The following is a 23,973-nucleotide window of genomic DNA, read 5'->3' as shown; positions in this document are numbered from 1 at the left end:
CTTAATGCCCCCTCTCACGCCGTGAACAGGAATGCGAGCCCAATACTTAGCGAACTTATTGTTAGTTCGCCGAATATCCATCAGGTCTTTTCTTATAACAAGGGGATATTCCTCATTGGGGTCAATTATTCCTGTATGTTCTCTTCCCTTGCTGCTTCGTAGCAGAATAAACTCCTCTGTCTTCTTCCATCTTTAGGAAGTGCTGGAAATTATCATACTCCCGATTAAGTAGCCCAAGCTTCCTCCTTGTCAGACCTACGAGCTTGCACCTGATGGTCCTTGTTACCTCTGTTTCCATTATTCTTTATACAAACTTTGAAGTATAAAAACCAACTCCCAAACTCCCTCCCCTATCTCAACCCTAAAGGTATGAGCTTTCTTAGCGACATTCTGTAAGCATTTGTTGTTAAGATTTAAGGCATCTCGTAGCAAAAGTCGAAAACTCGTTTTTTGAGTGCGGATATTGATTCTATGTCCTTGATGCCGCACTGTCCCAGCAATTTGCCTATTTTATCTCGATATGTGCGCTCGATGCAGACTCCACGCCTCTGGAGGCGTTCTGAAAGTTTTTTGTTAAAGCTTTTTCCGTCTCTGTCGTAATCGGTGAGGATGACAACACGCTCATACTTCTGGCTGACGAGCTCGACGAAGTCGCCATCCGAGAGCTTCGACTCTGAATACAAGAGCATGTCTTTTCTGAAACCCAGCAACTCCAACGCCGTCCTGTCGTGAGAACCCTCGACGATAACTGCATCTACTTCACGATTCATCTCCTCGACTATAAACTCAAGCTCCTTGTAAACGAGGTAATTCCGTTTGCCTTTGCGTCTTCTTTGTTTCTGCCTCGGCATGATGCAACGAGATGAGAAAAAGTAAAAAATTAAGCTATTTTCTTTCCGGGAGCTTTCACGCCCACAGAATAGACCTCTTCGACCTTTATCGTGCCGACAGCCTTCGTTTCGAGCTTCAGTGTTTCCTTAACAGTCTTGCTCATCTGCTCGAAGAGCGGCCCGGAGGTCTGGAAACCTTGGAACGTCCCTTTTATCTGATAACCGTCAAGACCCTTATATGCGGCGGCTGCCACTTTTTTGGTGGCTTCGAGATTGCTTTTCGTCTTCCCGAGGAAAATATCGGCAAACGCTATCATCTCCTCATTCACGGCGGCGAGCGTCCCTACAGGAACGACGTTTGGGACGCCGTCGGCGTTCACCGTCGCCAAAACCTTCGCAGCCTGTGCATCATTAAACAAGTCTATTACTTCCTTTGGCATTTTCGCCATGGTCATCCACCAAACCCTAAAATGATTTAATTTTAAATAAACCTTTTGAATGCCGTTGAGAGCTGGGCGGAAATGGATGCTCCTTGTAACGATAGCGGTGCTCGCAGCGCTTGCCAGCGTCGCAGTGATTTTAGAGATGCGCGCCGTCAGCGACGTTACGCCGTCGCCTGACGAAATAGAACTGCCATCACCACGCACCACCGGCGAGATGTCGGTGGAGGAAACAATTGCGCTGCGCCGGTCAGTTCGTAGATTTGCAAACGAGCCCTTGACGCTTCAGGAGCTCTCGCAGTTGCTCTGGGCAGCACAGGGCATCACCGACCCTGAAGCTGGAAAAAGGGCGGTGCCGAGCGCCGGTATGACATACCCGCTTGAGATATATGTAGCGGTCGGCGAGAGCGGCGTTTCCGAGCTTGTCGCCGGCGTCTTCCATTATTCGCCGCACGAGCACAGTTTATCTAAAGTTAAGAGCGGGGACGTGCGTGACGAGCTTTGTGCAGCCGCCGTCGGGCAGACGTGGGTGCGAGCGGCGCCGGTCAGCATTGTGATTGCGGCAGTTTTCGAGAGGACGGAGGCGAAATACGGGGAGCGAGGCAAGCGTTACGTCTTCATGGAGGCGGGGCACGCTGCACAAAACTTGTATTTGCAGGCGACGGCTCTCGGTCTCGGGATGACGGTCGTCGGTGCGTTCCTCGATGACGACGTGCGTGAGCTCCTAAGCATGCCCGATGACCACGCACCGTTATACGTAGTGCCTATAGGGCGGCGTGCGAGCTGAGGGGGTCTTATGGGACGCATGCGGAAAGGGGCGCCTAGGGAGTTGCAGAGTCTCGTGAACCGCCTTTGGAGGGAGGCGGAGCGTAGCAGGCAGCGGAGGCTGCTCGTGATCGCTGGAGAGCAAAAAAAGTGTTACGAGCTTGCGTTCTCGCTGCTGCAGCGAAGGATTGACGAAAAGGAGCTTGATGCAAGAAAGGTGTTGCTTGCCACTTCGTTTCTTGAAGACGTGCCTGAGAGGCATCCTGACTTCCAAGTTATTGAGTTCAAGGACACACTCAAGGTCCTGGGCATGACGTTCGACGCGATGCTTCTTGATTTCCACAGGACGCTCGTGCCTTCAGACCTCGGAAGGCTCGCGGGGCTCGTGCGGGGTGGCGGGCTCGTTTTCATGCTCGTCCCGCCGCTCGACGAGTTCGTGGAGATGGTAACGAAGTTCCACCGTCACATCATGCTTACGCCGCCTTACGACGAGGCGGATATCCGCCGCAACTTCCTCCGCTGGTTCGTTCAGAAGCTTTTTGAGCACGACGGCGTCGCAATAGCGACTGCAGACGGCAGAATCCACAAGAAGCCGCTCGCTTCGAAAATTAAGAGGCGACGGCGAAGACCACTGCCGAAACTCCCCGAAAGCCCAAGATTCAAGAAGATTTTTTACGAGCTTTGCCTGACGCAAGACCAGGTTGAAGCGTTGAAAGTGTTGGAGGAGCTGGAAAAGGGGACGAAGAGGATTTTCGTGCTCACTGCAAACCGGGGGCGTGGGAAGTCGAGCATCATAGGTTTGGGACTTGCCGCCCTCGTGGAGGCAAGCGGCAGACGCAACAGGGCGCTAAAAGCGCTTTTAACGTCGCCGGAACTTGAGAACGTCACCGAAGTTTTCAGGTTTGCGAGAATCGGGCTTGAGCGTGTCGGGCGTAAGGTGACGGCGAAAGAGCATAAGGGCTTCACATTCGAGCTGCGTAGCGGGGCCTCGCTGATTGAGTGGTGGGGCCCAATGGACGCCGCCCGCAAAGCAGAACGCTACGACGTCGTCGTCGTGGACGAAGCTGCCGCCATTCCGATTCCGTTACTCTTTCGCATCTTAAGGCAAGCACCTCGTGTTATATTCTCATCAACGGTCCACGGCTATGAGGGCGCTGGGCGTGGTTTCTCAGTCCGCTTCCTCCGCAGGCTGCGGGAGAGCAAGGAGAGCGTCGTCGAATATGAGATGACCGAGCCTATAAGATACAGCGAGGCTGACCCGATTGAGGACTGGGTTTTCAAGACGCTGTTGCTGGATGCGGAGCCGTTTTCTTTCGGGAAGCTCGAGGAGGTTCAGTTAGATGCCTGCGAATATGTGACGGCCCGTGTCGAGGAGCTTTTCGAGCGTGAGGAGGTGCTGCGTGAGTATTTTGGAATTCTGGTGCTTGCCCACTACAAGAACAATCCGAACGACTTTGCGATTTTATGTGACGCGCCGAACCAAGAGGTGAGGATGCTCACTATCAACCACCACGTAATATGCTCGGTGCAGCTCGCAGCGGAGGGGGGGCTGCTCGACGAGGACGTCGAAGCCATGTATTACGGGTATGCGCCGCCCGGAAACTTAATCCCAGATATTTTCATCAAACACTACCGCTGCCGCGACCTCAGCAAGCTCTGCGGCTGGAGAATCGTCAGAATCGCTACGCACCCCGAAATCATGCGTCGTGGCATCGGCACGAAAATGCTGGCTGAGATCGAAAAGGAGGCACGCTGCAAGAACATCGACTGGCTCGGATCAAGCTTCGGCGCAACCTCCGAGCTCCTACGCTTCTGGGCAAGAAGCGGCTTCTTCCCCATACACATCTCGCCCGCCCGTAACGAAGTTAGCGGCGAGTATTCCGTCGTCGTTGTGAAACCGCTGAGCGACGTCGCCCGCTCTGCGTTCCAAGAAATTGCGGCGCTTTTCTTTGAAAGGTTCTTGAAGCTCTTGAGGGAACCGCTCAATGACTTGGAAATTGGGCTCTCCTACCTGATAATAAGAATATTGAGGAACGTCCTCAGCGGGAAGCCGGCGTTAGTAGGCTCCATCGCTGCCGCTACCGCCGCGGCTACGACTGCGGCGTCAGTGGGGGACGAAAAGGCTGAAGAGGCGGAAGAGGACGAGGTTGAGGGCGTGGCATTGGGCGACGTATGGCGAGAGGTGTGGCTGCGCAAGCTTTTGAGCATAGACGATTTGAGCTGGCGGCGTGCGATTATTTACGCATACGGACCGCTGAAATATGAGGCTGTGGCGGACTGTATTGCGGACTTTGTCCGTCTCTACTTCCTGCGCTTGGAGAAGAAGCTAAGCAACTTCCAGGAGCGGCTGCTTATTCTGAGGGTGCTGCAGGGTCGGAGCTGGGAGGACGTCGCGGACGTCGTGCGGCGGAGCATAACGACGTGCGCCAACGAGCTTCGAGAGGCGGTCGGCATCATCCTGAAAAACTTCGTCGAAGAGGCAGGAGGGATGTTGCGCTCGTATGGGGAGGAAATTTCTGAATTTCAACGAAAAGTTCCTGAAGAAGCTGAAGAGCGGGCGTAAGACCGCAACGCTCCGCCGTGGCAGGAAAAAATACAAAGCGGGCGAGGTCGTCAAGGTGATATGCGGCAAGGAGTATCTTGGCGAGGCGCTCATCACCGACGTCCGCTACATCACGTTCGATGAGGTTGACGAGGCGACCATCAGGGAAGAAGGCTATCGCAGCAAGAAAAGTCTCAAACGTGACCTCAGGCGGTTCTACGGGAACTTCGGCGAAAACGAAATATTTACGCTTATAAAGTTTAGGCTGACGCCAAGGCGGCGCAAGTGAAGAAGAAGTCTCAGACGGGTGGGAAGTGCGCACAGGGTATAATTGGTTAAAACGTCAAACGCCCCCAGCTCGCTGCCCTCCATAAAGGTGAAAGAATGCGAGCAGCCCCTCAAGCTGAATTCGCTCGTTCGCCCCCTCCGCAATCCTAAAATCCACTTCTCCTATCCTGTCTATCAAATAAACCTTCTTTTCGGGTGGTATTTCCATATTCAAAAGTGTTTTATGCATCTGTGTAAGCAACTCGTCGGGCGCCACGCCCTTCTCGTCCAGAAGCGTGTTAAGCATCTCAAGAGCTTCAAAGAAATCTTCATATAACGCTTTTCTTATCAGCGCCTCCACCACCTCGGGACTCGGCGTCGCCGTGATATTGTATATGATTTCTGGCGTTATTTCCTTGCTCACTGCGGCGGCGCTCTGCAGCGCATTTATCGCTCGTCGCATGTCGCCACCCGCAACGTCATATATCGCCTTTATGACCTCCTCTGAAATCTTAAGGCGTTCCTGCTTTGCAATGTAGAGAAGCCTTTTCTTTATGGCGTCATAGGGGAGTGCCTTGAATCGATAAACTGCGCACCTCGACTGTATCGGCTCTATTATCTTTGAAGAGTAGTTGCAGCTGAAGATGAACCTGCACGTTGCGGAGTAGCGCTCCATCGTCCTTCTTAAGGCGGACTGGGCGGCGTCGGTGAGAGCGTCAGCCTCGTCAAGGAAAATTATCTTAAACTTCCCGCCGACGGCCATCATCCTCGCAAAATTCTTTATGTTGTTGCGCACGACATCTATGCCCCGTTCGTCTGAATTATGCAGCAAAACGGGCGGCGCCATCACAGACGTGACTCTGCCGTTAGCGGCGAAACCCCAAAACATCTCGGTGCGTGGGACGCCCACGTCGTAAACCCAGCCGTCGTAGCTCATCTCTTTCACGTCCTTGACTTTTAAGACGTGAAGCTTAGAGCTTGCAAGCTTCCTAAGCGTCTCAAAGGTCTTTTGTTCTCCCTCGTGTAGTTCCTTAGCGTTAACCGACCTAATGGCACCCAACATCTTCGATTTCTCAATGGTGTCGGCGGCGCTGCATACGTTGCTCAAATGCCAACTTACAGCGTTTGCGTTCCTGAGGAAATTCAAGAGGGGTTCTGCGGGGAGCTTGCCGCTGCCATCGCAGAAGGAGATTAGAAACGAGCCAGTTTCCACTTCTGCGGCGGGTTTTGAAGCGAGAGCTCCGCTCTCAGTGATTACGATTAAAGAATGGTCAGGGGTGACGCTTATTTCCCCGCCCTCGTGCTTTATTCTCAAAATACGTTCGGCTTTGTGCCTTGCAACCGCCGAGACGGGCATGAATTTGATTTTGTAATCTGCCACCGAGAGGACTTCGACCCCTTGTAATATTGCATATTCTTCTTCCTTGTCATCTCCAAAAATCAGCTTGTCAAGCTCCTTGAAACTCAAACTCGTTATATTGCCGCCGGCACGCAGCACTAAGACGGTCTCAGGCGTCACCGATGCATTTAATTCGGTGAAGTTCTCTTCGTAGGCGTCGCCGAAAAACTCCCTGGCGAGCGCTACTGCCGCTGCCGTCTTCCCGACGCCTGCGGGTCCTGAAAAGATGAGATGCGGCATGTTTCCCGCTTTAACGTAGGACTTGAGGTTTCTGACGATTTCCTCCTGCCCTACAATCTCGTCGAGCGTCTTAGGGCGGTATTTCTCAATCCAAATCTCTTCTGCACGCCCGGGCATCTGCGATAATGAGGACGTAACTCTCGTATTTATCTCTTTTGAGTTCGAATTAAAGGGCTCGGCGCTTATTTTGACGACGGCTCTTTCGTCAGACTACTCCTGAGCCCTCAAAAGCTTCTCCACTTCATCAACGATTTTTGGCAGGACTTCTCCAGCATTCCCTTCGATGATGTAGTCAGAGACGACGCCCGTGAGAGGTGTCGCTTCGGGGTTTATCTCGATGATGGTGGCACCTGCGTTTTTTGCGATGATGGGGATGCTCGCCGCAGGGTAAACAACGGCAGATGTTCCGATGACGAGCATGACGTCGCATGTTCTCGCCTCGTGCTGTGAGCGTCGCAGCGCCTCTACGGGTATCGGCTCGCCGAAGAATACGGCGTCCGGCTTCAGAACGCCGCCGCATTCGCACCTCGGCGGCATCTCTTTCACCTTATATTCTTCAGTCTTGAACCGCTTCCCGCAGTCCAAGCAGACGAGCCAAGCGAGCGTGCCATGAAACTCGATGACGTCAGTATTTCCAGCCTTCTGGTGCAGCCCATCAACGTTCTGCGTGATGACGCAGTGTAACTTCCCCAACTTCTCAAGCCTCGCAAGCGCAAGATGCGCAGGATTTGGCTGCGCATTTTTGATGACCTCGAACATGTCTTTTAGCAGCACCGACCATACCTTCTCTGGATGCCGCCTGAAGGCGTTGATGTGCGCATATTCCTCAGGGTTGAACTTCTCCCAGAGCCCGCCCTTGCCCCTGAACGGCGCGATGCCGCTCTCCACAGAAATGCCGGCGCCGGTTAGTGCTACGACCTTCTTCGCTTTTGCTACGTCCTTTGCCGCCCTTTTTATCAGGTTTTCCAATCTCATATTCTTATCATATTTGACTCTTATGTTATTATGAGGATGCGCTACTGCACCGCGGACGTGCTTGAGGAGGTTGAACTTTTAAGAGAAATGGCGGGGGGGGCGCAGAGGAGCATAGAAGAGATAGCGCAGCGAATACACGAGTATGACGTGATGCGACGGCGGGCGGAGGAGGTGGCGGCGGAACGGCTGCAAGAGGTGGACGAAGAAAAAGAAAGACGCAGGGAGGAGCTGAAGGAGTATGACGAGGAAGTTTCCTACACAGTAATCGACAAGATTATGGAAGGGGCGTCAGTTGAAGAGCTTGTAGAGGGCATAAGGGAGGATAGAGAACGGCGGAAGAGGGAAAAGAGGATAACCTCGCTGATCTGGGACTACGGGATAAAAAGGGAGGACGTAGAGCGGGTTCTAAAGGACCTCGAAGAGAAGGGCTACATACGCATCGAAGGCGACATCGTGAGCATCACACCAAAAGGGGCAAGAAAACTCGCCCGCCGCATAGTGAAAGATGCGCTTGAGCGACGCAGTGGCGTTTTCGGCGCCGTCGGCATGCCGACGCCGCCGGGGCGGCACGGCTCGAAGCTCTCTACCTCTTTAAGACCCTACGAGTTCGGTGATGACTACGAGCTCGTTTCCATCGAAGAGACGCTGCTCAATGCCATGCATCGGGATTTTTCCCTGCGGGAGCTGAGGGAAGAGGACTTCATAGTCCACAAAACTTCCCACAAGAGAAAGGTCTTCGCGGGCTTGATAATCGACAAGAGCGGCTCGATGAACTACAACAGGAAGATGATGGCTGCCATCGAGGCGTCTTTAGCCCTTTCTGAACTCATGCGAAAGCACTCCGACACGCTCAAGATTTTCGTGTTTTCGGAATTTGCGACGGAAATCCCAGCGTGGGAGCTCGTGCGGATGCGAGCTGGCGGCAATACGGGCATGGCAGAGGGCATGAGCGCCTTCAGGCGTGCCGCTCACAGGGAAAGTGGCGAAAAACATGCATATTTGCTGACGGACTCCGAGCCTAACACCGAAGATGGCGTTTACGTCGGGTTCAGGCGTGCGGTGAAAGGAGTTCTGCGGGAGGCGTCAAAATACCGGGATGAAAACATCTCGCTCGACATCATCATGCTTGACGACAAACCACACCTCAGAAGGCTCGCAAGAATGCTCGCACGAGAGAGCCTCGGTAGAGTCTTCTTTGCAAAGCCCGAAAACCTCGCAGCGTTCGTCGTCGAGGATTACCTGCGGCGCCGCCTTGCATAGATGTTACGCCTCGGCGGTAACCAGTTCAAAGAGTAAGCTTTAAATATTAGTCCCCAAAATTGGGATATATCTCAAATCTGAGATGGGGCCATGGGTGAGGGGAAGACGGCAGCGTTGAGGAAATTAGCGCTCCTCGGCGCCATGGAGCGCCCGCTGAAAATCTCATCGGCAGAGTTCGCAAAGGTGCTTGAGACGAGCATGCAGACCGCTTCACGAAGATTACAAGAGCTTGAAAGGGAAGGGCTAATACGTAGAGATATTGTAGCCGACGGGCAGTGGATCGTTGTGACGGAAAAAGGTATAGACCTTTTGAAGAGCGAATTTGAAGAATATCAAAGGATATTCTCAGGGATGGAGGGCAACGAGAGTGTGGAGCTTGTTGGCAGCGTGGTTTCGGGTCTGGGCGAGGGGCGCTACTACGTCTCCCGGGAGGGCTACGTGCGGCAGTTCAGGGAGAAGCTGGGCTTCGTCCCCTACCCCGGGACGCTCAATTTGCTGTTAAGGGACGGGAGCGTCGTGCTGCGGCGGCGGCTCGACGCCAGAAGTGGGATAAAAATCGAGAGCTTCACCGCTGAGGGCAGGACGTTTGGCGGCAGCAAGTGCTTCTTCTGCGAGATTCTACGGGACGGCTGCGACGGCGTGCAGTGCGCAGTGGTCATTCCTGAGCGGACGCACTACCCCGATAACGTCGTCGAAATCATCTCGCCAGTCAATCTCAGGGAGAAACTCGGACTCGAAGACGGCGACGAGCTGCGAGTGAAGATTATGTTAAGCTGAGCGGGTTAAGCATGGAAAAAGGAGAGGGCATGTGGGAGGTAAGACGTAAAATGTCAAAGAGGTTGCCTGAGGTGGTAAAGGCAGCTGTCGAGAGCATAAGAGAGGGCAGGATGGTGCTGATATACGACGCCGACGACCGCGAGGGCGAGACCGATCTTGCGCTGCCGGCACTGGCGACGATGCCCGCCGATGTGGCACGCCTCCGCAGGGACGGTGGAGGATTGGTCTGCGTGGCGATTCACGGCGGCGCCGCTGAGAGACTGGGACTTCCTTTTGTGAGCGACGTGTTGGGTAGCGTGGGTGAAAGGTTTTTGGCGGTGAAACGGCTCGTGGAGCGCGAGGGCGATGTCCCCTACGATAAACGATCTTCGTTTTCACTCTGGGTCAACCACAGAGCGACGTTTACGGGCATAACCGATAGAGACCGAGCTTTGACTATTAGGAAGATAGGGGAGGCAGTGCGTAGCGTCTTAAATGGCGAGCGCTACGACTTCAGTGCGGAGTTCAGGACGCCAGGGCACGTTGCGATCTTAAGGTCCGCAGACCGCCTCGTAAAAGAGCGGCAGGGGCAGACCGAGCTTTCGGTTGCGCTTGCGATGCTTGCGGGCGTCACGCCTGCGATGGTGATTTGTGAGATGCTTGATGCCAGCACGGGCATGGCGCTCTCGAAAAAGGACGCAAAAGCCTACGCCGCTGAACACGGTTTTGTATTCATCGAGGGCAAGGACATCGTTAAAGCTTGTGAAACCGTTGGCTTGGCGTAGCGGCGGCATAAGCGATGCTGCGGTGAGTGGAGCAGCCTGGTCGCGGGGGCGTGGGTAATGGCGGGAATAAGCAAAGCTGGAGCGGCTGTAGAGCTTTGCTCTAACGGCGTCGGCTAACTACGGCTTTCTACCAATGTTGCTTTCTTGACGACGAGCCTTGCGGCGTGCGCACCTTCCTCAAGAATTTCAAATTCGAGTATCTTGAGACGCTTTTCGAACGGCGGGGCATCGAGAACGAGAGTCTCGAACTCTCCGCCCTCCCCGACTATGCTCACTCCATATTTGGCGTTGAGGGCGAGAAGCCGCCGCACCCGCTCCTCGTCAAGTCTCGCACCGAGCCAACTCTTGTCGAAGCCGTATGCGGCAACCGCCGTGAATATCACTTCAAAACCCTCATCGAGCAAGGTCGCAAGCAGCTCTTTTTGGTCTCTCCCCCACAGAGGAAGAACTGCTTCAAGAGACAGCTCTTCACATATTTCCTCAATCCGCTTCCTTTGATAACTCGAAAGGACAGCGCCCGCAACCACGCCTTCAATCCCGAAGTTTTCAACAGCTGCTCGCACCGCATCTCGCAAATCCTCAAGCTCTTCTTCTTCCCTACCGACGGTTGCCCTTACGACGAGGGGCAGCCGCATCGCCTCAGCCTGCAACCTCGTAAGATGCACATTCGGCGTATGGAACATGAAGGAGTATGGATTCTCGCTCTCCACAGTGATAAGGCATTTTATCTCATAGCCCCGCCGCCGCATCGCCTCGTATAATGCGAGCGTGCTATCTTTCCCCGAGCTGAACAACGCCCCCAGCCGCATCAAAATAATGAAGTCTTGCCATTAGAAATGCACAGCGCCGTCTCGCAAACCTTATATATCACGGAGGCATTCCTTTGGTCAGAGGCTCCTTGTCAAAGCAAGGAGCTGTGTAACCGCGTAGGAGAGTTGTTATGAGCGCAGAATTGCCCCCGCAAGTGCAAAATCAACTGATGCAGCTCCAGCAGCTCCAGATGCAATTACAAGCCATAGCGAGGCAGAAAATGCAGGTAGAGGCGATGCTCAAGGATGTGGAGTTCGCGCTGGACGAGTTAGAAAAGCTCAGCGATGATGCCATCATCTACCGAAATGTCGGCGAACTCATGATAAAAGCGAGCAAGGCTGAGGTGAAAGAGGACTTGACGGATAAGAAAGAGACCTATGACCTCCGACTCAAGACGCTTGAGCGGCAAGAAGAGCGGATGCAAAAACGCTTCCAGCAGCTCCAGCAGCAGATAAGAGAAGCTCTTGGCATCGCCACCGGCGGCGAGTCCCAAATCCTGGGTGCATAGCCCTACCTAGCCTTTGGGTTTTATTTTTTACTCGTCATACCGCTAAGGCGTAAGGCGACGCCGTGGCGTTGCGAGAATCAACCGTTTGCAGCGGACCGCAACGCATATAAGTCGACGTGCGAAATTTAAAACGGATGGAGCCAGTCAAGTTGCCGCTGAAAGTCCTGCAGGGCGAGCCGGAGAGGATTCACGCGGAGGAGCTGCGTGAGAGCTCTTTTGTCGTTGCGAAGGAGCTTTCTGACTTCTTGGCTTCGACGCTCGGACCTCGGAGTTTGCAAAAAATGCTTGTCGAGGACGAAGGTCGCAATTTCATAATAAGCAGCGACGGGAAAACGATAATGCAACGCTTTGACCTCATGCAGTTCAAAGCGAAGCACCCCGTCGCCATCCTTTTCAGAGAGCTTTCAAAGACGCAGGACTACGACGCTGGCGACGGCACGACAACGACGGTCGTCCTCGCCGGCGAACTTCTTAACGAGGCAAGGAAACTCGTTGGTGTAGGATTACATCCAAACATCATCGCCGACGGTTACAAAATGGCTGTGGACAAAGCTCTGGAAATCTTGGAGGAGTTAGCATTCGAGGCGACCGACGAAATTCTCTACAAGGTTGCGAGAACAGCCATCGACACAAAATACTTGGAAGTGGCAGAGGAACTTTCCAGAGTCGTTGTAGAAGCAGTGAAAATCATAAGTGACGGCGGGAAAAAGGAAGCAAATCCCGAAGACGTGCACATCGCAAGGAAAAGTGGTAAAGAAGCAGCTTCCACTACACTCTTCAGAGGTATAATCGTCGAAAAAAGCTTCTTACATGAGGACATGCCAAAAAGAGTGGAAAATGTCCGGGTGGCGGTTATTGACGCTCCACTTACGGTCAAGCCCGAAGAAGGCATGTTCGCCTCTCATTATCTCTACTCCACAAGAGTGAAAAGCCTTGAAGACATGCTTCTGCAAGCGGAATACGAGCGTGAAATCCTCAGGGAGAAGGTCGAGAGAATAAGAGGGGCAGGCGCCGATGTCATAATTTCAAGACGTCTCATAGACAAGCGCCTCGGCAGGATGCTATTGAAAATCGGCATGGTCGCAATCCAAGCCGTCCCCACTGGGCAAATACTCGAGAGGATTGCGAAAGCTGTGAACGCAAGAATCGTGACGAACGTAAGCGAGATAAGCGAGAACGATCTTGGGTATGCGGAATGGGTCGAGGAGGTCAAGTTTCCAGACAAATCTACCTTCGTCTTCATAAAAGGCACAAACCCGAAAAGCGTCACGATTTTCCTGCGAGGCGGTGCGCAGCACACGCTCTCCGACTTTGCAAGGGCGGTGAACGATGGCTTATATGCGGTGGCGAAAGCGTTGAATAAGAAGGCTCTGCCCGGCGGCGGCGCCGTCGAGGTCGAGCTTGCGTTACGTCTTCGGAAGTTCGCAATGTCCGACGCCACGAGGCGGCAGCTCGCCATCCTCGCATTCGCCGATGCCCTCGAAGCCATCCCAAAGATACTTGCAAGGAACAGCGGCAGAGACCCGCTTTCCGTCCTGCTTGAGCTGAGAGAAGAACACGCAAACGGTAATGTGAACTATGGCTACGATGCGAGAGCGAGGGAAATACGAGACGTCGTGGAAGCCGGCATCTTAGAGTCGCTGAGGCTGAAGGAAATGGTGATAAAGGGTGCTTACGAGGCGGCGCTCATCGTGCTGCGGTCAGACGACATCCTCTACGGAAACGTGCTTCAGGAGCGGATTGAAGAAGAAAGGAAAAAGAGAAGTCACAGCAGAGTCAAGAAGTGAGAGGCGAGAACGAACATCGCATGCGCCCACGCCAGTGGATACACCGATTTTTGCAGCTCATTTTCAAATATCTGCTCAGGTATGTATCCGTCAACACGCCGTAGGACCCACGTATAATATTTCTCTGCGCTCACAGCATCTCCTTTTACGGAATAATAAATGCTCATCCAGAAATTCAAGAGGGGCCACGCTCCCGCCCCTTTGGACCTAAGGCTGCCATCTCGCACCCAGCCGTCGTAAAAATCTTTTTCGTATCTGTAAACGCCGCCGCCTCGCACTATTTTTTCTTCCATCTTCCTAACGGTATTGACCATCCTCTCATCTCCCGCCGAAAGCAACTCAAATGGATAAACTAAGCCGAGCAGCGACGCATCTACGGTGTCATCATCAAGCAAGCCTGAAGTCCTTAGAAAATATCCCTTATTGGCGCTATAAGAAGCTAATGCCGCGCTCTCCATCTCTAAGGCGCATTTCCTCCATTTTTTAACCTCTTCCGCCTTTGCGTAGCCGCTGCCTTCCGCAAGCTCGCTGGCGCACATCAGCCCCTTACTGCATGCCGCCAGCGAGTATGTGTGATTGTCCTTAGTGTCTGGAAACGTCGCACGCTCCTCCCAAAGGTCGAAAGTGCTCGTGGTGAAGTGTTTGCCGCCCCAGATTTTACAGATGCCGTTTGCCGCCCTCCTTATGAGAGTCTCGAACTCCTGCGCCTGCACCAGATTTTTGCGGAAGTGATGCCAGAGCGCCCAGAGCAGCGTGCCTGTCTGATCGGGCTGCAATTGCCAGCCCTCCCTGACGCCGTTTGTGTGATATCGCTGCGAGAACACGGCGCCGTTTTCGGCGGAAGCCCCTGAAAAGCTTTGCGGTCTTTCAAGACACCACTTAAAAAACTTCTTCTGTATCCTCAAACTCGCAACACCACGCTCCTCAAGGATGTCGGCGGCGACACAGACGTAAGCTGCGTCCCTTATCCAAACGAGCCTATAAGGCGACGCGTCCTTAGGGTAATAGTCCATGTCTGTGTTCGCCGCAACTATTGCTCCGTTTTCGACGGAGCAATCTCTTAAAACACGCACTGTCGTCCTTAAAACATCATCGAACCGCTTTTTCAAATTTTCGCCTGAGACTTCGGAAATCATAATGAATCTTTTTTTCGGAAATTTAAGATAGCTCCCGAACACCGTGATAATAATTAAACCCTTACAACAAACGAGAGAACATGTGGGGAGAAATAATGGGCAAATTTGAAAAGACGCCGTCGCAGAAGAAGGTAGTTCGTTTACTGCTGGAGCGTGGCTTCCGTATCGACGCAGAAGGGCGAATTTCCTCAGGGAATATAAGAATACCGCATTCACAAGTTGCAAAGGAGGCTGGTGTTGACCGCAGGGTTGTTGACATGACCGTGAAGGCGATAATGGCTGATGATACTTTGAGGAGGATGTTTGAGAATCTGCGGTCTGTGCCGCTTCTTGACAACATAGCACCGCTCCTTAATCTTGGCGTTGTGATAATATACCCAAAGGATGCAAGGGATAAAGGCATACTCAGCGAGGTCACCACAGTAATCGCTAAACACGGGCTTAGCATTCGGCAAGCGGTGAGCGATGACCCTTATTTCGTGGAGGAGCCAAAGCTCACAATAATTATAGACGGGCAAGTCCCAGGACGTTTGATAGAGGAATTAAGAAGGACAAAGGGCGTGAAGAGCGTGCAGGTGCTTTGAAGGAAAAGAACTACTCACAATCCTTTACGCTTAACCAGTAGGTCATAATAACAGCTATGTCTGTCGTAGTGTCTTTTGTTCTGCTTTTTGTGGGGCTTTTCGTGCTGATACTGGCGGCGGACGCCTTCGTCGCATCTTCTACGGTGGTTGCGAGACGTTTTAATATCTCGGAAATGGTCATCGGGCTGACGCTCGTCGCCTTCGGGACTTCGGCGCCGGAGCTTGCGACATCGCTCTACGCCGCTGCCGTCGGCAGCAGCGGGATTGCCATCGGCACAGTTGTCGGCAGCAACATCACGAACGTCGCCATCCTCGGAATCTGCGCCGCCATAATCCCGCTTGCGACGGATGAAGGGGTTGTGAAAGACGGGCTTGTGATGCTCAGCATCTCTACGCTGCTTACGGCGTTGTCTCTCCAAGGCATTTCAAGATTAGATGGCTGCGCCCTTCTCGCGGTGTTCCTCTTATACATGATAACTCTCAGGCGGCGGGGGGGCGGCGGGGTAGTAGCGAGGGATAAAGACATGGAGTTTAACTGCGTGATGGTGTGTTTGAAACTTTGTTTAGGGGGTTTTGGCATCTTTTTGGGAGCAAAACTTTTAGTGGATTCTGCGGTAAGCATTGCTGTATCCTTCAACATTCTTGAGTCGGTAATAGGCAGCACGCTTGTCGCCTTCGGAACTTCCGCGCCCGAACTCGCAGTCTCAGTAAACGCAGCGGTGAAACGGCATGGCGGCATCTCCATCGGGAACATCCTCGGCAGCAACACGTTCAACGCTGCATTAGTGGTCGGGCTTTCAAGCCTGATACGCCCGCTTGGCGTTGATACCGCTCTTTTCTTCTGGAATATTCCCATGATGCTTTTCACAGCCGTTTTGCTCCTGATTTTCATCCGAACTAAGCATGAGCTGAGCAGGCTCGAAGGCATTGCCCTTGTAGCCACTTACGCCATCTTCATCTGCATCAATTACGTCCTGTTTTGATTTGACGCGTCACCAAGTTGCCTTGCTGCCAACAGAAAAGCGGCAGAAAAGCGGTGAAATTAACACATTAATTTGAAACAAGAAACTCTTTTTGGGGACGTGTGACCCCCTCCATCTCATGGTTAAAACCATAAGCTTTCTTAGCGACATTTTGTAAAAATTAGTAAAAATGCTAGAGGAGCTTGCGAGGATAATTGAGGAGGAGCGGGGGCTTGCGGAGCGGGAGTTACGGGAGCGGGCGCTGCGGCAGGCGACGCCTGCTAAGATTTCTGGGGTTTCAGGGAGCGTAGCCGTGCTGGAGTGCGGCGGCGGTCTGCGGCTCGACGTCGGCGACGTCGTCGGCTACGTCGCTTCCGAGGACGTGGAGAGGTTGGGCGTCGTAGTCGAAGCACGTCCGAACACGCTTGCCGTCTTTATGGAGGCGTCCGGCTTCCATGTCGGCGATGAACTCCAAATTTTCGAGTCCGAGTCCTTAATAAGCTATGATTTGCAGCTTGAGGCATTGCAGAGGGTTTGGACTGGCAGGACTGAAATTGAAGGGCGCCTTTACGAGCTGATGTTTGGTGATTTGAGGCTTTCTGAGCTGAAAAGAGCTACGACGCTAAAAGATAAGCGTATTTTCAAGAGTGGAGAACTTACAGATGCCGTTCTTGACGCTTCGCAGGTGAAAGCTGTTGAAAGTGTCCTTTTGCTTGCCGAGGGCGAGTTTATTTTGATAATAGGACCGCCGGGGACGGGGAAGACTCAGGTGATAGCTAAAGCTGCCTACGAGCTTACGAAGCGGGGCGAGAAGGTTTTGATAACGTCGCATACGAATAGGGCGGTGGACACAGCCATCGAGAACCTGCCGCTGAGCGTGGCGTTGCGGGTCGGACGCCCCGAAAAAGTATTGCGCAAGGAATATTTGTTGGGAAGGCGGGTGGAGGCTGCGCTCGGCGGGCGTTTGAAAGAGCTGCGGCGTCGCATCTCATCGTGGGCGAGCGTCGAGGAGCTGAGCCGGACGCTTTCAGAGCGCAGCCGCCTCCTTAGGGAAGAGAGCGAGCGTCTCATCGCAACGACGCCAATCATCGGCGCGACGCTCATAAAGTCGCAACTCTTTCCATTGCGCGACGTGACGTTCGATACGGTGTTCATAGACGAGTGCAGCCAAGCTTCGATACCGTTGGCGCTCCTCGGCGCGCTTAAGGCGAAAAAATGGGTCTTCATCGGCGACCACAAGCAAATGCTACCCATCTTTAGGGGACAAGGGGGAAAACGCAGGCAGGAACGCTACAGCGCCTTTAACCACTTGCTACGCAAATATCCAGGGCGGAGCCTCTGGCTTGAGCGACACTACCGCAGTCACGCTGAAATCATCAGCTTCTCGCAACGCCACTTCTACGAGGGCAGAATTACGCCTGCAGAGCGCTGCCACTCGCTCAGCCTTGACGTCGGCGGCTGGCAAACCCTCGAACGGGGCGAGGTTCTGAGTCCAGAGATGCCAGTGGTGTTCGTCCACGTCGAAGGCAAGGAGCTGCAAAAAGGTGGCTCAAAGCTCAACGTTGTGGAAGCCGAGGCGTGCGTGCAGCTCGCAAGAATGTTTGTCGCGTGCCTTAAAAACGCTGAAGAGCGCATCGCCATAATAACGCCGTATGACGCTCAGAAGACGCTTATAAGAGCGATGGCGGAAGATGCGGGCTTGATGCTTGCCAAGACGGGGAGCAGGGGCTTAGAAGTGGACACCGTGGACGCTTTCCAGGGGCGGCAGAAAGATGTAATCATTTTCAGCGTGACGAGCACCGAGGACATGAGCTTCGCCGCCGACCCGAACCGGTTGAACGTCGCCTTCACACGCCCAGTTTACAAGCTCGTAGTCGTCGGGAACGTGCTTTCTGCGTATAAGAACGGTCTTCTTGGGAGCTTTGTAGACTACTGTCTTGAGCGCCATTCGGTTTATGGCTGGAAGGAATGCCGCTGGGCGAACGACGAAGTCGCAGCCTTCAAGCGATTCATGGAGCAAGTCCTATCGCAGGACGCCAAACACGAATACAAAGACGAAAGAATTTACGTCTCAGAGCTCGGCGGCTGTCTTCGTCGTTCGTGGTTCCGGCGGCGGGTGCTGCGGAAACCGACCCTTGGAGATGCTTTCCGCCTTTTCATCGGGCGGCTGTTCCACGAAATCGTCGAAGAAAGCTATTTCATGAGAGAAGTGCCTGTGGCATGGGAATTTACAGCCGAAGACGGCGTGCTGACACTTGCTGGTCGCATAGACGCTGTGGACGGGGACAAGGTCGTGGAGTTCAAGTCCAAGAGCCCAAGAAGTTTCTCTTACGTCCTGAGGAACGGTCCGCTGCACGAAGACGAGGAACAAGTGCGGTTCTACGCAGCGGCGGGCGGCTACGAGCGTGCGCTTTTGATATACTACGAGCTGCAGCCGACGCCGCAGCTCAGCGACTTCTTGCAGCCAGAAAAAATACGCATGCGAGTGGCGGCGACGCTCGAAACAGGGCAGTTCAAGTGTTTCGAGGTGGATTTAAGCAGCGCGGAGATGACGCTCCGCAGATACGAAGCGCTTGCGAGCGCGCTGCACCGAGCGCTCGTGACGAACAAGCCGCCGGAGGGCACCCGCCGCTTTTGCAGATTTTGCGAATTCAGGACACTTTGTGAAGATTTTGAACAGGGCGAGCAGCACGACTGAGATAATATACTACTCCACCAAGTTTCACCTGCAGACTTGCACTTTTTGCTGCATATAGCGCGAGTTAAAGAGGGCTTGTAGGAAAAATTTTTGCATATGGGAAGGGCGTAGAAGGTTTATATAGGATAAAGACGCTACTTTTTTTGTCATGACGTCGAAAGCTGTGATTCTCGCGGGTGGTTTTGGAACGAGGCTTCGCCCCTTGACATTCACGAGGCCGAAGCCTCTGCTCCCGCTGGTCGATAAGCCAATATTAGAGCATATTGTCAAGTATCTGAAGATACATGGCATAAAAAGCATAACCATCACTACGAACTACCTACGGGAGATGATAATTGAGCATCTTAGCAAATGTGGGGAGGCAAAAAACCTTAAACTCTCGTATCCTGAAGAGCCGGAGCCGCTGGGCACTGCAGGCTCCGTCAAGAATGCCGGTCTCGACGAGACCGCCGTCATAATTCAAGGCGACAACATCACCGATATAAACTTAAAAGAGCTTATTAAGTTCCACAAGAAGCATGGACGCCTCGCCACGATAGCTCTGATGCACGTGGACGACCCTTACCATTATGGGATTGTGGAAATAGATGAGGAGGGCGTAGTAAAGAGGTTTAAGGAGAAGCCCAGACCCGAAGAGTGTTTTAGCAATCTGATAAACACAGGGCTTTACGTGATTGAGCCCGACGTTTTGGAGTATGTGCCTGAGCGATGTTCTTTTGATTTCTCAAAGGACTTGTTCCCGATTTTGGCACAAGAAGGCGAACTTTACGGCTGCGAGGTCAAGGGCTTCTGGGTGGACGTCGGCAAGCCCGATGGCTACATGCGGGCGGTGGCTTGGCTCCTGAAAAAGCGTGCTGGCGGCACTCCCGTTGCCGCAGTCGATGATGCAGAGCTGCGAGACGCTGAGATATACGGAGATGTTTTCATAGGCGAGGGCGCAGTTGTTGCCGATGCCGTTATTTACGGACCCACCGTCATCGGCGAGGGTGCGGTCGTCGAGTCCGCCGAGCTGCATGCATCTGTGCTATTCGAAGATTCTGAAATCGCTTCCGCATATGTGAAGTGCAGCATCATCGGCGAAAGCTCAATGGTAAGGAGTGGCGCCAGAGTCGTGGATTCGGTCGTCGGTCCTTATTGCAGCATCTACGATGCTGTCCTCGCTGAGGGTAAGGTTTGGCCGTTTGTCAGCCTCTCCTACGGTTCGAAGCTCAAGGGCGAGCTGCGACGCTTTGTCAGGTTCGAGCACGCCCGCCCGAAGACCCCGCTTAAGAACAAGCTCCTCCGTCGAGTTCCTGAAGAAGAAGCTTTCTACTTCAACTTGCAGGACGACGACGGCACCGTCCGCCACACCGGATTCGTGGCATACAGCATTGAGGAGCTGGTCGAAATTCTCAAAATTATTGACGAACGCTCAATAAAATACCATCTTAGGAACAGCACTAACGATTTTGCTGAGTGGATTTGCCATATCTTTGGCGAGAAAAAGCTGGCAGAGGCAGTGCGTGGCGTTAAAGGCGAACGTGCGAGGACGCTCCTCATCGAGATTCTACGAAGACGCCTCGCCGCTGCGGTCAGAGACGAAGCCGTGGATGCGAATGCTGAGATTCGGGACTCAACGCCGAGAGCTGGTTAGGAAGTCAGGGTTGGAAATGAGAATCGCAATGTTCAGTTGGGAATCTTTACATTCCATCAAAGTTGGAGGCGTCGCCGTCCACGTGACGGAGCTCGCTGCTGCGCTTGAAAGGCTGGGAAACGAGGTTCACGTGTTTACGAGGATGGGGCACGGGCAGCCGCAGTATGAGGTCATTGACCGCGTCCATTACCACCGATGCCCTTTCGATTTGAACTCCAACTTCGTGGGGGAGATGAACAACATGTGCCGCTCTTTCGCTTGGCATTTCTTTGAAACGGAAAACATCGCAGGGCATTTCGACATAATTCATGGTCACGACTGGATGACCGCAAACGCGCTCGCAGAGATAAAAAACGCCCGCGGAAAGAGGACCGTGTTCACGCTGCACTCCACAGAATACGGGCGGTGCGGTAATGCCTTCCATGAGGGGCAATCATGGCATATCCGGAATTTGGAATGGTATGGCGGCTTCGTCGCCAACAAGATAATTACGACGTCGCAGACGCTGAAAGAGGAAATAAAGCGCATTTATAAGTTCGAAGATTGGAAAATTGCAGTAATTCCAAACGGCGTCTCATTGCATAAGTTTGACGTGCCTGTTGACCCTTGGGAGGTCAAAAGGTGGCTCAGTATTGGTGTCTGGGACCCGGTCTGCTTGTTTGTCGGCAGGATGGTCGTGCAGAAGGGGCCTGATTTACTCTTAGAGGCGGTCCCCTCTGTCTTGATAGAATTCCCGGATGCAAAGTTCGTGTTCATAGGCGACGGGCACATGCGTCCTTGGCTCGAACGTCGGGCGTGGGAGCTGGGCGTGGCGCACGCTACGAGGTTCCTTGGCTATGTTTCTGAAGATTACCTCGTGAAGTGGTATAAGGCGTGCGATGTCGTCTGCATACCTTCAAGGAATGAGCCCTTCGGCATAGTCGCCCTCGAAGCGTGGGCTGCCCGCAAGCCGATAATCGTGACGCAGAACGGCTTCGAATACGTCAAGCACGGCATCAATGGGCTTAGGGTTTACGACAATCCACAATCAATAAGCTGGGGCATCAAAGAAATATTTTCAAATTTCGAACATGCACGCAGGATGGGCGAAAACGGCAGAAAAGCCGCAAAGTTCTTCTCTTGGGATAATGTCGCAAAAATGACGCTTGGTGTTTACAGTGAAATATTAGCATAGAACAAGATTATCGGCAGCAGCAACACTCCCATGCAGTGCGAACGCCGCACGCCCAAATGAATGGGCACAAGACCTATGCACGTCGCAACGAGCATGACAAGCATGCCAAAAACACCATTAAACAAAAAAACGAGAGCGAAAAGCAGCGTCAGAATGCCAAAGACCACAAGCTGGTATGGTAGCCTTGTGAAAATTGCGGAGAGTCGTCTACCCACGAGCATTGTTGCGAAATAGGAAAAGAAGCTCGCCACCAGAACTGAGATGAGGAGGTAGCAGAGGCTCAGTGGTGGAATTATCCCTCCCCAAGGCTCTACGCTTATGAGCTCGCTCACCGCAATGAGCGCACCACTTCTTGGCTTCAGAATTAAAAAGAGTGCAGCGGTGCAGAAAATCGCGTTGGCGGTATTAACGCTGCTGAGTGTTAGAATTATTTGCTCCGGCGCTCTGTTACGACGGGCGAGCATCGCAAATACCGTCGCATGCGCCGCCGTGATTCCCGGAAGAAAACCAACGACGCTTCCGAAAAGCGTGCCTGCCGCTATTGACTTCGTAAGCTCGCTTTTATCAATTTCAGGCTCCTTTAACACCTGTGCCGGTATGTCTGGGGCGTGCGCCGCTGAATACAGCAAAGATGCAACGCCGAAAAGCCCCGTGAGGGCTGGGAAGAGCAGAGAAACTCGATAAGAATTGAAAAGACCGTTGCTGATGTTCATAAGCTCCGTATTCAGAATCAAATACCCTAACGCTCCAGATAACATGAAAACGAGAAGCGCTAAAAGGACCGCTTGCATCGGCATAAGTCTTTCGTTAAAGCTTTCAGTCAGGATAAGCAATGCCGAGATTCCCAGTAGGAGAAAGAGTAGGACGGCGTCCAGTATGCCGTAAAAGTGCAGAGGCGCCGAAAACACAAACTTAAAGGGGAGAAGCAGTAGAAACGCCGAGACGACAGCGCAAAAGCTCCCAACTGCGGACAGCGACACGGCTTCGTAGCCACGCCCCTCAAGGAGCATGTGGTGCGCAGGAAGGAGGGAAAGGGCTGTGTCTCCCTCGGGGGCGCCGAAGAAGGCGGTAGGAATAAAGCTCAAGAAGGTATGAGCGACGGATGCCGAGATCACCAAAGATGCGACGCACAACGGCAAAAAGCCTTGCGGCAGCGGCGAGCCTTCAATGATGCGAAAAATAGCTGGGGACAGCGTCAGAAGCGTGAACGCAACGTTATTCACGTGAATGCCAGGAATTAGGCCCGTGAAGAAGCCGATGAGCGTGCCTACGAGCGAAAAGCCGACGAGCAAGATGAACTCCTCCATCTCACTACTACTTTTAGAAAATTTTATTTTTCACCGCATCAAATTTTTCATCGTAAGAGTGCGATAAGGGAAACAGGTGATACTGGTGCAAATGTTCGGGGCGAAAAGACTGCTTTTCGTCAAAGAGGGATACAGCGTCGCTGAGGTGGAGCGCCCTGAGGTGCTCGGTGTGTCGAGAGTGGCGGTTGTCGGCTGCGGAGAATCCGGTTGTAGAACGTTACGCCGCATCATCGAGAGAACGCCGAAATGCGTGGAAACCGTCGCTATCGCCGACAAGCGTCAGTTAAAGAAGACGAAAGCCGACAGGAATATAAGGCTTGAGAAGGCGTTATTCCGGCAGAACATGCCCGAGGCGTGCTACGCTAATGCCATCAGGTCTTTGAAAGAGGGGTTGGTTCCACATCTCGATAACTTTGATGTGGTCTTTGTCACGGCACACGCAGCGCACGAGCTTGATACCAGCATGGCGTCCGTCGCCTTAGATGCTGCAAAGGAGCAAGGCGCCACCGCCGTTGCTTTCGTCACGCTCCCTTCCGAGGGTCTTAAGATGGAATTAGCCAAAAAAGAAATAGAACAGCTACGGGAGAGCGCAGACGCCGTCGTCGTCTTGGATGAGGGCAGAATTTTTGAAAACGTGCCGGACGTCCCGCTGCCACGGCACAGGCTGGCGAGCGCCATCGCCGCAGACGTCATAAAAGCCATTTCGGAGACCTTATTCCTTGTGAACCCGCATTACAAACTGACGAAGGAGCTTTTAAAGGGGCTTTGCGTGCCGTTTTTGAAATTCGGATTGACGAAGACCGAAATTTACGTATCACAACAGGACCTGTTGCTGAAAGCCCGTAGCGACGACGCCGCCGGCGCCATCGTAACGCTCACCTTCATGTTCTCGGTGGGCATGGGGCTCACAGTCGAGGAGTTCAATGAGGTCATAGAGCGAATGATGTTCGACGCGCTTAAGGGCACGCAGAACGCCATCATCGACGCTCGTGCTGGTAACGAGCCACTTGGCAGCTACGTCGCAAAACTCGTGGGCGTCCTGACAGGGCTGCGCTGGGAGTGTTTGGAAGCATATTGAATATCAGCTCGCTCGCGTTTTGGCAAATGATAAGCGC

22 protein-coding genes are annotated in these 23,973 nt (G+C 53.2%); 14 read left to right on the top strand and 8 right to left on the bottom strand.

The genetic code is table 11. From position 1 onward, the window contains the following. Positions 1 to 121: 121 nt before the first annotated feature. From ACXJJA_RS05745 to ACXJJA_RS05735, 3 genes are all read right to left on the bottom strand, one after another. On the bottom strand, positions 122 to 298 hold the full coding sequence (locus tag ACXJJA_RS05745; RefSeq protein WP_456487262.1) for a hypothetical protein: 177 nt from the start codon (positions 296 to 298) through the stop codon (positions 122 to 124). A 115-nt stretch (positions 299 to 413) separates the two neighbouring features. After that, a complete protein-coding gene (locus tag ACXJJA_RS05740) occupies positions 414 to 851 on the bottom strand; it encodes a toprim domain-containing protein (protein ID WP_456487261.1) in 438 nt (145 codons plus the stop codon). A gap of 29 nt (positions 852 to 880) precedes the next feature. Continuing rightward, the gene (locus tag ACXJJA_RS05735; RefSeq protein WP_456487260.1) at positions 881 to 1,279 is read right to left on the bottom strand and encodes a pyridoxamine 5'-phosphate oxidase family protein; all 399 of its coding nucleotides are present in this window, start codon (positions 1,277 to 1,279) and stop codon (positions 881 to 883) included. Between the two features lie 49 nt (positions 1,280 to 1,328). Between ACXJJA_RS05735 and ACXJJA_RS05730 the strand changes: the two genes are divergently transcribed. From ACXJJA_RS05730 to ACXJJA_RS05720, 3 genes are read left to right on the top strand one after another with little or no spacing between them, the layout of a single operon-like run. Beyond that, positions 1,329 to 2,057: a SagB/ThcOx family dehydrogenase gene (locus tag ACXJJA_RS05730; protein ID WP_456487259.1), complete on the top strand. Its 729-nt coding sequence runs from the start codon at positions 1,329 to 1,331 to the stop codon at positions 2,055 to 2,057. Positions 2,058 to 2,066: 9 nt separating this feature from the next. Continuing rightward, entirely contained in the window at positions 2,067 to 4,598 is a 2,532-nt protein-coding gene (locus ACXJJA_RS05725; protein ID WP_456487258.1) for a tRNA(Met) cytidine acetyltransferase TmcA, read from the top strand. Further along, on the top strand, positions 4,537 to 4,866 hold the full coding sequence (locus tag ACXJJA_RS05720; RefSeq protein WP_456487257.1) for an ASCH domain-containing protein: 330 nt from the start codon (positions 4,537 to 4,539) through the stop codon (positions 4,864 to 4,866). Before ACXJJA_RS05725 ends, ACXJJA_RS05720 begins: the two co-directional genes overlap by 62 nt. A 54-nt stretch (positions 4,867 to 4,920) precedes the next feature. Here the strand turns inward: ACXJJA_RS05720 and ACXJJA_RS05715 are convergent, their stop codons facing one another. Beyond that, positions 4,921 to 6,600 carry a replication factor C small subunit gene (locus ACXJJA_RS05715; protein ID WP_456487256.1) on the bottom strand — a complete coding sequence of 560 codons (1,680 nt, stop codon included), beginning with the start codon at positions 6,598 to 6,600 and terminating at the stop codon, positions 4,921 to 4,923. Between the two features lie 93 nt (positions 6,601 to 6,693). Then, complete coding sequence (locus ACXJJA_RS05710) at positions 6,694 to 7,458, bottom strand: NAD-dependent protein deacylase (RefSeq protein ID WP_456487255.1); 765 nt, start codon at positions 7,456 to 7,458, stop codon at positions 6,694 to 6,696. Between the two features lie 30 nt (positions 7,459 to 7,488). Between ACXJJA_RS05710 and ACXJJA_RS05705 the strand changes: the two genes are divergently transcribed. The 3 genes from ACXJJA_RS05705 to ribB all read left to right on the top strand — a co-directional run bounded on the left by ACXJJA_RS05705 (position 7,489) and on the right by ribB (position 10,259). Then, positions 7,489 to 8,718: a vWA domain-containing protein gene (locus ACXJJA_RS05705; protein WP_456487254.1), complete on the top strand. Its 1,230-nt coding sequence runs from the start codon at positions 7,489 to 7,491 to the stop codon at positions 8,716 to 8,718. Positions 8,719 to 8,808: 90 nt separating this feature from the next. After that, a complete protein-coding gene (locus ACXJJA_RS05700) occupies positions 8,809 to 9,495 on the top strand; it encodes a winged helix-turn-helix domain-containing protein/riboflavin kinase (RefSeq protein ID WP_456487253.1) in 687 nt (228 codons plus the stop codon). Between the two features lie 11 nt (positions 9,496 to 9,506). Next, positions 9,507 to 10,259, top strand: coding sequence for a 3,4-dihydroxy-2-butanone-4-phosphate synthase (ribB, locus tag ACXJJA_RS05695; protein WP_456487252.1), 753 nt, complete (start codon positions 9,507 to 9,509; stop codon positions 10,257 to 10,259). Positions 10,260 to 10,372: 113 nt separating this feature from the next. On the opposite strand, the gene ACXJJA_RS05690 is transcribed toward ribB, so the two are convergent. After that, positions 10,373 to 11,068: a diphthine--ammonia ligase gene (locus tag ACXJJA_RS05690; RefSeq protein WP_456487263.1), complete on the bottom strand. Its 696-nt coding sequence runs from the start codon at positions 11,066 to 11,068 to the stop codon at positions 10,373 to 10,375. Between the two features lie 131 nt (positions 11,069 to 11,199). Here ACXJJA_RS05690 and ACXJJA_RS05685 point away from each other — a divergent pair, with 131 nt between their 5' ends. Then, positions 11,200 to 11,577, top strand: coding sequence for a prefoldin subunit beta (locus tag ACXJJA_RS05685; RefSeq protein ID WP_456487251.1), 378 nt, complete (start codon positions 11,200 to 11,202; stop codon positions 11,575 to 11,577). A 134-nt stretch (positions 11,578 to 11,711) separates the two neighbouring features. After that, positions 11,712 to 13,364, top strand: coding sequence for a thermosome subunit beta (thsB, locus tag ACXJJA_RS05680; protein ID WP_456487250.1), 1,653 nt, complete (start codon positions 11,712 to 11,714; stop codon positions 13,362 to 13,364). On the opposite strand, the gene ACXJJA_RS05675 is transcribed toward thsB, so the two are convergent. Beyond that, complete coding sequence (locus tag ACXJJA_RS05675; RefSeq protein ID WP_456487249.1) at positions 13,343 to 14,500, bottom strand: glycoside hydrolase family 15 protein; 1,158 nt, start codon at positions 14,498 to 14,500, stop codon at positions 13,343 to 13,345. The genes thsB and ACXJJA_RS05675 overlap by 22 nt on opposite strands. Positions 14,501 to 14,580: 80 nt before the next feature. On the opposite strand from ACXJJA_RS05675, the gene trpY reads away from it, so the two are divergent. The 5 genes from trpY (at position 14,581) to ACXJJA_RS05650 (ending at position 21,551) form a co-directional block, all read left to right on the top strand. After that, positions 14,581 to 15,084, top strand: coding sequence for a TrpY family transcription regulator (gene trpY, locus ACXJJA_RS05670; RefSeq protein ID WP_456487248.1), 504 nt, complete (start codon positions 14,581 to 14,583; stop codon positions 15,082 to 15,084). Positions 15,085 to 15,140: 56 nt separating this feature from the next. Then, complete coding sequence (locus tag ACXJJA_RS05665; RefSeq protein ID WP_456487247.1) at positions 15,141 to 16,067, top strand: calcium/sodium antiporter; 927 nt, start codon at positions 15,141 to 15,143, stop codon at positions 16,065 to 16,067. A 169-nt stretch (positions 16,068 to 16,236) separates the two neighbouring features. Then, the gene (locus ACXJJA_RS05660; protein ID WP_456487246.1) at positions 16,237 to 18,744 is read left to right on the top strand and encodes an AAA domain-containing protein; all 2,508 of its coding nucleotides are present in this window, start codon (positions 16,237 to 16,239) and stop codon (positions 18,742 to 18,744) included. Between the two features lie 148 nt (positions 18,745 to 18,892). Continuing rightward, complete coding sequence (locus tag ACXJJA_RS05655; RefSeq protein ID WP_456487245.1) at positions 18,893 to 20,377, top strand: NDP-sugar synthase; 1,485 nt, start codon at positions 18,893 to 18,895, stop codon at positions 20,375 to 20,377. After that, positions 20,334 to 21,551: a glycosyltransferase family 4 protein gene (locus ACXJJA_RS05650; protein ID WP_456487244.1), complete on the top strand. Its 1,218-nt coding sequence runs from the start codon at positions 20,334 to 20,336 to the stop codon at positions 21,549 to 21,551. Before ACXJJA_RS05655 ends, ACXJJA_RS05650 begins: the two co-directional genes overlap by 44 nt. On the opposite strand, the gene ACXJJA_RS05645 is transcribed toward ACXJJA_RS05650, so the two are convergent. Then, a complete protein-coding gene (locus ACXJJA_RS05645; RefSeq protein ID WP_456487243.1) occupies positions 21,530 to 22,858 on the bottom strand; it encodes a tripartite tricarboxylate transporter permease in 1,329 nt (442 codons plus the stop codon). The two genes, ACXJJA_RS05650 and ACXJJA_RS05645, sit on opposite strands and share 22 nt — an antisense overlap. 76 nt (positions 22,859 to 22,934) lie before the next feature. On the opposite strand from ACXJJA_RS05645, the gene ACXJJA_RS05640 reads away from it, so the two are divergent. Continuing rightward, on the top strand, positions 22,935 to 23,936 hold the full coding sequence (locus ACXJJA_RS05640) for an FtsZ/tubulin family protein (RefSeq protein WP_456487242.1): 1,002 nt from the start codon (positions 22,935 to 22,937) through the stop codon (positions 23,934 to 23,936). The last annotated feature ends 37 nt before the right edge of the window (positions 23,937 to 23,973 follow it).

The organism is Candidatus Alkanophaga liquidiphilum (assembly GCF_053996935.1).
The sequence above is the reverse complement of the archived record's forward strand: the minus strand, read 5'-3'. Positions and strand labels throughout refer to the sequence as shown.